This is a genomic window from Mesorhizobium sp. M0626 (genome assembly GCF_040320665.1).
GTDB lineage: Bacteria > Pseudomonadota > Alphaproteobacteria > Rhizobiales > Rhizobiaceae > Mesorhizobium.
Genome location: NZ_JAMYQD010000028.1, coordinates 65,026 through 71,615, shown reverse-complemented (window position 1 = coordinate 71,615; position 6,590 = coordinate 65,026). Strand labels below are relative to the sequence as shown.

At 65.5% G+C, this 6,590-nt stretch carries 7 protein-coding genes; 4 read left to right on the top strand and 3 right to left on the bottom strand.

What is annotated here, in order from left to right; translation table 11 throughout:
• The 3 genes from NKI37_RS28690 to NKI37_RS28680 all read right to left on the bottom strand — a co-directional run.
• On the bottom strand, positions 1-1,097 hold a 1,097-nt coding region (locus tag NKI37_RS28690), incomplete at its 3' end, for a thiolase family protein (RefSeq protein ID WP_352794622.1).
• 1 nt (position 1,098) lies between these two features.
• Positions 1,099-1,887, bottom strand: coding sequence for a CoA-transferase subunit beta (locus NKI37_RS28685; protein WP_352791011.1), 789 nt, complete (start codon positions 1,885-1,887; stop codon positions 1,099-1,101).
• Entirely contained in the window at positions 1,884-2,741 is an 858-nt protein-coding gene (locus NKI37_RS28680) for a CoA transferase subunit A (RefSeq protein ID WP_352791009.1), read from the bottom strand. The genes NKI37_RS28685 and NKI37_RS28680 overlap by 4 nt, the downstream gene beginning before the upstream one ends.
• Positions 2,742-2,858: 117 nt before the next feature.
• Here NKI37_RS28680 and NKI37_RS28675 point away from each other — a divergent pair, with 117 nt between their 5' ends.
• From NKI37_RS28675 to NKI37_RS28660, 4 genes are all read left to right on the top strand, one after another.
• Positions 2,859-3,629 carry an IclR family transcriptional regulator domain-containing protein gene (locus NKI37_RS28675; protein WP_352791007.1) on the top strand — a complete coding sequence of 257 codons (771 nt, stop codon included), beginning with the start codon at positions 2,859-2,861 and terminating at the stop codon, positions 3,627-3,629.
• 209 nt (positions 3,630-3,838) lie between these two features.
• Complete coding sequence (locus tag NKI37_RS28670) at positions 3,839-4,564, top strand: GntR family transcriptional regulator (RefSeq protein ID WP_352446107.1); 726 nt, start codon at positions 3,839-3,841, stop codon at positions 4,562-4,564.
• A 3-nt stretch (positions 4,565-4,567) separates the two neighbouring features.
• Positions 4,568-5,602, top strand: a complete 1,035-nt coding sequence (locus NKI37_RS28665) for an ADP-ribosylglycohydrolase family protein (RefSeq protein WP_352791005.1) — start codon at positions 4,568-4,570, stop codon at positions 5,600-5,602.
• Complete coding sequence (locus tag NKI37_RS28660) at positions 5,599-6,573, top strand: PfkB family carbohydrate kinase (RefSeq protein WP_352791004.1); 975 nt, start codon at positions 5,599-5,601, stop codon at positions 6,571-6,573. The genes NKI37_RS28665 and NKI37_RS28660 overlap by 4 nt, the downstream gene beginning before the upstream one ends.
• Positions 6,574-6,590 lie beyond the last annotated feature (17 nt).

Here is a 6,590-nt window from a genome sequence, read left to right as displayed (position 1 = left end):
CGCCGCCCCCCCACCCGCCCCCGGCGCGGCCCAGCGGCGGGGCCCCCGCCTGGGGGGGGCCCGGCCCCCCCTCCCGCGGGCCGCCCGTGGGCCCGCCCCACGGCGATGCCTTGGGAGGCGAAGGCTTCGTTGAGCTCGATGACATCGAATTGCTGCGGCGTCAGGCCGAGGCGGGCGCAGAGCTTTTGTGTCGCCGGGGCAGGGCCGATGCCCATGATGCGCGGCGCCACGCCGGCAGCAGCGCCGCCGAGAACGCGGGCGATTGGCGTCAGGCCGTATTTTTTCACAGCCGCTTCGGAGGCGATGATCAGCGCCGCCGCGCCGTCATTGACGCCGGACGCGTTGCCGGCGGTGACGGTGCCGCCCTGGCGGAACGGCGTCGGCAATTTGGCCAGCGACTCGACCGTGGTACCGGCGCGCGGATGCTCATCCTTCGATACGATAATCGCATCGCCCTTTTTCTGCGGGATCGTCACCGGGGTGATCTCCTTCGCCAGCCGGCCATTGGCCTGTGCTACGACGGCCTTGTCCTGGCTGCGCACGGCAAACGCATCCTGGTCGGCGCGCGACACCTGGAAGTCCTCGGCGACGTTCTCGCCGGTCTCCGGCATGGAATCGACGCCATATTGTTTCTTCATCAGCGGGTTGATGAAGCGCCAGCCGATGGTGGTGTCATGGATCTCGGCATGGCGTGAAAAGGCGGTCTCGGCCTTGGGTATGACGAAGGGCGCGCGGCTCATCGATTCGACGCCGCCGGCGATCATCAACTCGGCTTCGCCCGCCTTGATGGCGCGGGCGGCAATGGTGAGCGCGTCCATGCCGGAGCCGCACAGGCGATTGACGGTCGCGCCCGAAACTTCCTTGGGCAACCCGGCCAAGAGCAGCGACATGCGGGCTACATTGCGGTTGTCCTCGCCGGCCTGATTGGCGCAGCCATAGACGACGTCGTCGACAGCCTGCCAGTCGATGCCGGCATTGCGCTCGACCAGCGCCTTCAGCGGGATGGCGCCAAGATCGTCGGCCCGCACCGACGACAGCGAGCCGCCGAAACGGCCGATCGGGGTGCGGATGTAATCGCAGATGAATGCCTCGGTCATGTCATGCGGCCTTTTCTTTTCCGCTTCCCTCATGCGCCGCCTTGGTGCGGGCCTGCAGGTCGCGCAATGTCGTCAGCTCGAGTTCCGTCGGCGCCGGCGTTTCGTCAAGCGCCTCGGCGAACTTTACGATCCAGCCACAGCTGTCCTGCACCTCAAGCCGCGTTGCGCCGGGATGCAACGACACCACGGTGAATTCCTTGCTCACCGGATCTGGCTTCCAGATGGCAAGGTCGGTGATCAGCAGCGTCGGCCCTGATGTCTCGATGCCGAGGCGCTGGCGATGGTCGCCGCCATCGCCATGGCCGAAGGAGGTGAAGAAGTCGATCTTCTCGACCATGCCGCGCTTGGACTGCGCCATGGTGATGTAGATCTCCTTCGACGAGGTGGCGATCTCCGGCGCGCCGCCGCCGCCGGGCAGGCGGGTCTTGGGATGCGCATAGTCGCCGATGATGGTGGTGTTGATGTTGCCGAACTTGTCGAGCTGGGCGGCACCGAGGAAACCGATCGAAATGCGGCCGCCCTGCAGCCAGTAACGAAACATCTCCGGCACCGAGACGGTCGTGACGGCGGTGTCGCAAAGTTCGCCGTCACCGATCGACAGCGGCAAAACATCGGGCGCGGTGCCGATGGTGCCGCTTTCATAGATCAGCGTGATGTCGGGCGCATGCGTCAGTCGCGCGACGTTGCAGGCGGCCGACGGCGCGCCAATGCCGACGAAGCAGACATCGTCGTTGTTCAGGGCTCGGCTGGCGGCAATCGTCATCATCTCATTGGGAGTAAAGCCGCTCATGCCGCGCTCCTCAGATGCTTTACGCGGCCGGCGAAATCGTCCGCCGTGCGCTCGAGGACATTGGCCTGCATCCAGGCCTGGAATTTTTCACGGTCGGCGGCGATGTCGTCCCATTCGAGATAGGCGGCGTTGTCCCTGGCATAGTAGCCGTGCGTGTAGGAGGGATGCGAACCGCCTGATACCACCGAGATCGCAGCGATGGTCCAGCGCGGCAGCACGGTGAGGTTGGGATGCAGGTCGTCGAAATTGTCGACGACTTCCTCTACCGTCACCACGGCGCGCTTGGCCGCGAGCACCGCTTCCTTCTGGATGCCGATAATGCCTTCGACCAGCACATTGCCTTTTTTGTCGGCCTTCTGAGCGTGGATGAAGGTCACGTCCGGTCGGATGGAAGGAACGGCGGCAAGCACCTCGCCGGTGAACGGGCAGGTGACCGAGCGGATGTTGGGATTGACTGCCGCCAGCCCGGCGCCGCGATAGCCGCGGAACACCGCGCAAGGCAGGCCGGCAGCTCCCGCCTCGTAGGCGTTGGCCATGCCGGCATGGCTGTGCTCCTCGATCTCGATCGACCGGGGGAAGCCGTTCTCGATGGCGTCGCGGGCGCGGCGCAGCAGGCCGACGCCGGGATTGCCGACATAGGAGAAGATGATCTTCTTGGCCATGCCCATGCCGATCATCTGGTCGTAGATCAGGTCGGGGGTCATGCGGATGAGCGTCAGGTCGCGAAAGCCCTGGCGGATGGCCTCATGCGCCGCCGCCGTCGGGATCAGATGCGTGAAGCCTTCGAAGGCGACCGTATCGCCATTATGCAGGTTCTCAGCCACGGCCTGTTTGAGCGGCAGGAAATTGACCATCGCCAAGAACTCCGAAGTTCAAAAAGTTCGTATTGCGAACATTTGTTTTGTATGAGATATTTTTTACATCGCGCCGCCGAGACGAGTCAAGGCGGCGCATTGTCTTGCGGAGGCCGCATGGAGGACAAGGCAAAGACGCGCGACCATGTCGGCTCGCTGGAGCGCGGCCTTGCAGTCATGGAGATACTGGCCCGGCATCCGGCCGGGATGACGCTGACCGAAATGGCGGAGGAGGCGGGGCTGACCCGCGCCGGCGCGCGTCGCTTCCTGCTGACGCTGACCGCCACCGGCTATGCCACGCAATCCGGCCGGCAGTTTTCGCTGTCGCCGCGCCTGCTCGCCATCGTGCGCTCTTGGCTCGGCGGCGCCTCGCTGTGGACATTCGCGGCATCCATCATGCGCGACGTCGCGGGCCAATTCGACGAGGCCTGTAACGCGGCGGTGCTGTCGGGCGAGGAAGTCGTCTATGTCGCGCGCATTCCTGGCCGCCGCATCCTCAGCGTTTCGCTCGATGTCGGCACCAGGCTGCCGGCGCATTGCACCTCGATGGGGCGCGTCCTGCTTGCGGGGCTGGGCGCGGATGAGTTGAAGGCCTTCCTTGCAGAAGCCAAGATCGAACGGCGGACGCCGAAGACGATCACCAGCCGCGCCGCGCTGGCCAAGGCCATCGACGCGGCGAGGGCGGATGGCTTTGCCGTCGTCGATGAAGAGCTGGAGCTCGGCCTGCGCTCGATCGCCGTGCCGATCTGTGACCGCGCGGGCAAGACCGTGGCGGCGATCAACGTCTCGACCCAGTCGGCGCGGTTCTCCGTCGAGGCGATGGAGCGGGATATCCTGCCAGCGCTGCGGACGGCCAAGCAACGGATTGAGGAATTTTTCTTCGTGTGAGCGCAAGGCTAATCGCCTGATTGAAGCGCTGCCCCCGCTCTGTCTCGGAGACGGGACGCCCTGCGCGGTTAGCGTCGCCATGCGAACAAACGATGCCCGGGGCACCTCCTGAGCACAACGCATATGCGTGAATCCAAATATGTCGTTGACGTAGCCCTTCAACTCCAATATCGAACAGGACTATACAGGTTTACTGAACAGGTACCCAAATGAAGCGGCGCGCGGTTCAACTTTCTCCCGGCACGGGCAAGCCCGAGCAGATCGCCACCGTTCTCGAACATGAGATCCGCTCCGGCGTGCTTGGCTTCGGCGACCGCTTGCAAAGTGAGAACGAACTCGTCCAGCGCTTTTCCGTCAGCCGCAACACGGTCCGCAAGGGCCTCGAGGAGTTGTCCAGCCGTGGGCTGATCACGACCAAGGTCGGCATCGGCTCCTTCGTCACTTTCGACGGCAAGCCGGTCGATGACAGCATTGGCTGGTCGCGGGCGCTGGCCAATGCCGGCGCCAATGCCGAGACGCGGACGCTGCGGCTTGAAGTGATCGAGGATGCCGATCTTGCCGCGCTGCTTGGCATCGAAAGCCCGTTCTTCATCGCCGTCGACCGGGTGCGCACCAATGCTAGCGACGGCCATGCGATCTCCATCGAACGCAGCCGCCTGCCGCTGTCGTCCGAACTGGAGGACGTGCCGCTGCGCGGTCTGCGCGAAGGCTCGCTGCACCAGACGCTGCGCGGCGCCGGCCTCATCCCAGACCATGGCGAGGAATGGGTCGGCATCGAGATGCTGAATGCCGAAGACGCCGCCATTCTCGGCTGCCCGCAAGGCACGCCGTTCCTGCGCGGACGCCGGCTGACGCGTGCGGCCGACGACCGGCCGATCGAATATGTAACCAGCCTGCTCAACCCGGCGCATTTCGCGCTGCATATGAGGTTTTGAGCGATGCCGGACAGAACCAACGACACGCTCGATCGCGCCATGGGCGCGCTTGTCGGTGGGGCGCTCGGTGATGCGCTGGGCATGCCGACGCAGCTTCTGTCGCCGGCGCGGATCGCCGAGCTATACGGCCATGTCGAGGATTTCGTGGCGCCGTTTGCCGATCATCCGGTGTCGAAGGGGCTCGTTGCCGGCACCATCACCGACGATACCGAACAGGCGCTGCTGCTTGGTCGCATCCTGGTCCAGTCCGGCGATGGCTTCGATCATGCGCGCTGGGTGAACGCACTGCTCGACTGGGAGCGCGAGGTCAAGGCGCGCGGCAGCTATGACCTGCTGGGACCATCGACCAAGCGCGCCATCGACGCCATCAATGACGGCGTGCCGGCGGAAGAGGCGGGAAGCCGGGGCGACACCAATGGCGCGGCCATGCGCATCGCGCCGGTCGGCATCATGATGCCGCTGGAACCGCTCGACGCTTTTATCGCCAAGGTGGCGGAGACCTGCCGCGCGACGCACAACACCTCGATCGCCATTGCCACGGCTGCCGCCGTCGCCGCCGCCGTCAGCCGTGGCGTCGCCGGCGGCGACTGGCGTGCCGCTTCCGACAGCGCGGTAGCAGCCGCGCGGCGAGGCGCCAGGCTCGGACATTGGGTGACTGGTGGCGATATCGCCGCGCGTATCGCCTGGGCGCAGGAGCTCGTGCGCGGCAAGACCACGCGGGATGCGATCGGGCTCATCACCGATCTCGTCGGCACCGGTGTGGCCAGCCAGGAGTCCGTGCCGGCAGCTTTCGCCGTGCTTGAAGTCGCGCAGGGCGATCCCTGGCAAGCGGCAATCATCAGCGCCAATCTCGGCGGCGACACCGACACGATCGGCGCGATTGCCTCAAGCATGGCCGGCGCCTGCGTCGGCTTTTCGCAACTGCCGCAACAACACATTGCCGGGCTCGTCGGCATAGATATGGGGGAGGTGCGCTCGCTTGCCGAAGACCTCGTCGCGGCGCGCACGGCAAAGGCCAGCAAGGATGCCGCGGCATGAGTGGGCGTCTGGTCCATATCGGCAGCGCCGTCGTCGACTATGTCTACCGCATCGACGCCTTGCCGGCGCCGGGCTGCGAGAAGACCGCGTCGAGCTTTGCGCAGGTCGCCGGCGGCGGCTTCAACATGATGGTCGCGGCCAGCCGCACCGGCATGACGGTTGTCTTCGGCGGCCAGCTCGGCAGCGGACCGAATGGCGATTTCTTGCGCGCCGCATTTGCGGCCGAAGGCATCACAACGCTGACGCCGCCATCGCCGGTCATGGACAGCGGCAATTGCGTCGCCATGATCTCCGGGGATGCCGAGCGCACCTTCGTGTCGTGGCCCGGTGCGGAGAGCATTCTCAGCCTCGAGATGATGAGGCCCGTGGTGGTCGCGCCTGATGATTGGGTATTCACGTCAGGGTATACGCTGAGCTATCCCGGCAGCCGCGACGCGCTGACCGACTGGATCGAGGCGCTGCCAGAAAACATTCCCTTCGTTTTCGATCCAACGCCGGTCATCGCGGATATCCCACGTCCCATCCTGTCGCGGGTGCTTGCCCGTACGACATGGCTGAGCTGCAACATGACGGAAGCGGTCGAGATCGCTGGGCAAGGCGATGTCGAGGCACTCGCCGCCCGGCTGCTCGCCGACCACTGCCCAAAGGCCGAAGGCGTCGTTATCCGCGCCGGCGCCAAGGGCTGTTTCGTGAGGTTGGTCAATGGCGAGACGCAGACCATTGCCGGCTTCAAGGTCGATGCCATCGACACCAATGGCGCCGGCGACACCCATATCGGCGGTTTCGTCAGTGCACTCTCGCGCGGCGTGCATCCCTTCGAGGCGGCGCGCTATGCCAATGCGGCGGCAGCACTTTCCGTCACCCGCCATGGGGGCTCATCGGCGCCGACCGACAGCGAGATCCAGACTTTCCTGAGCCAGGCCGCCACGGGCGCGCCAGGCCAGAACAAGAAGGCCCATCAGACAGCCTGACCCGCCAAGCGGGCAAA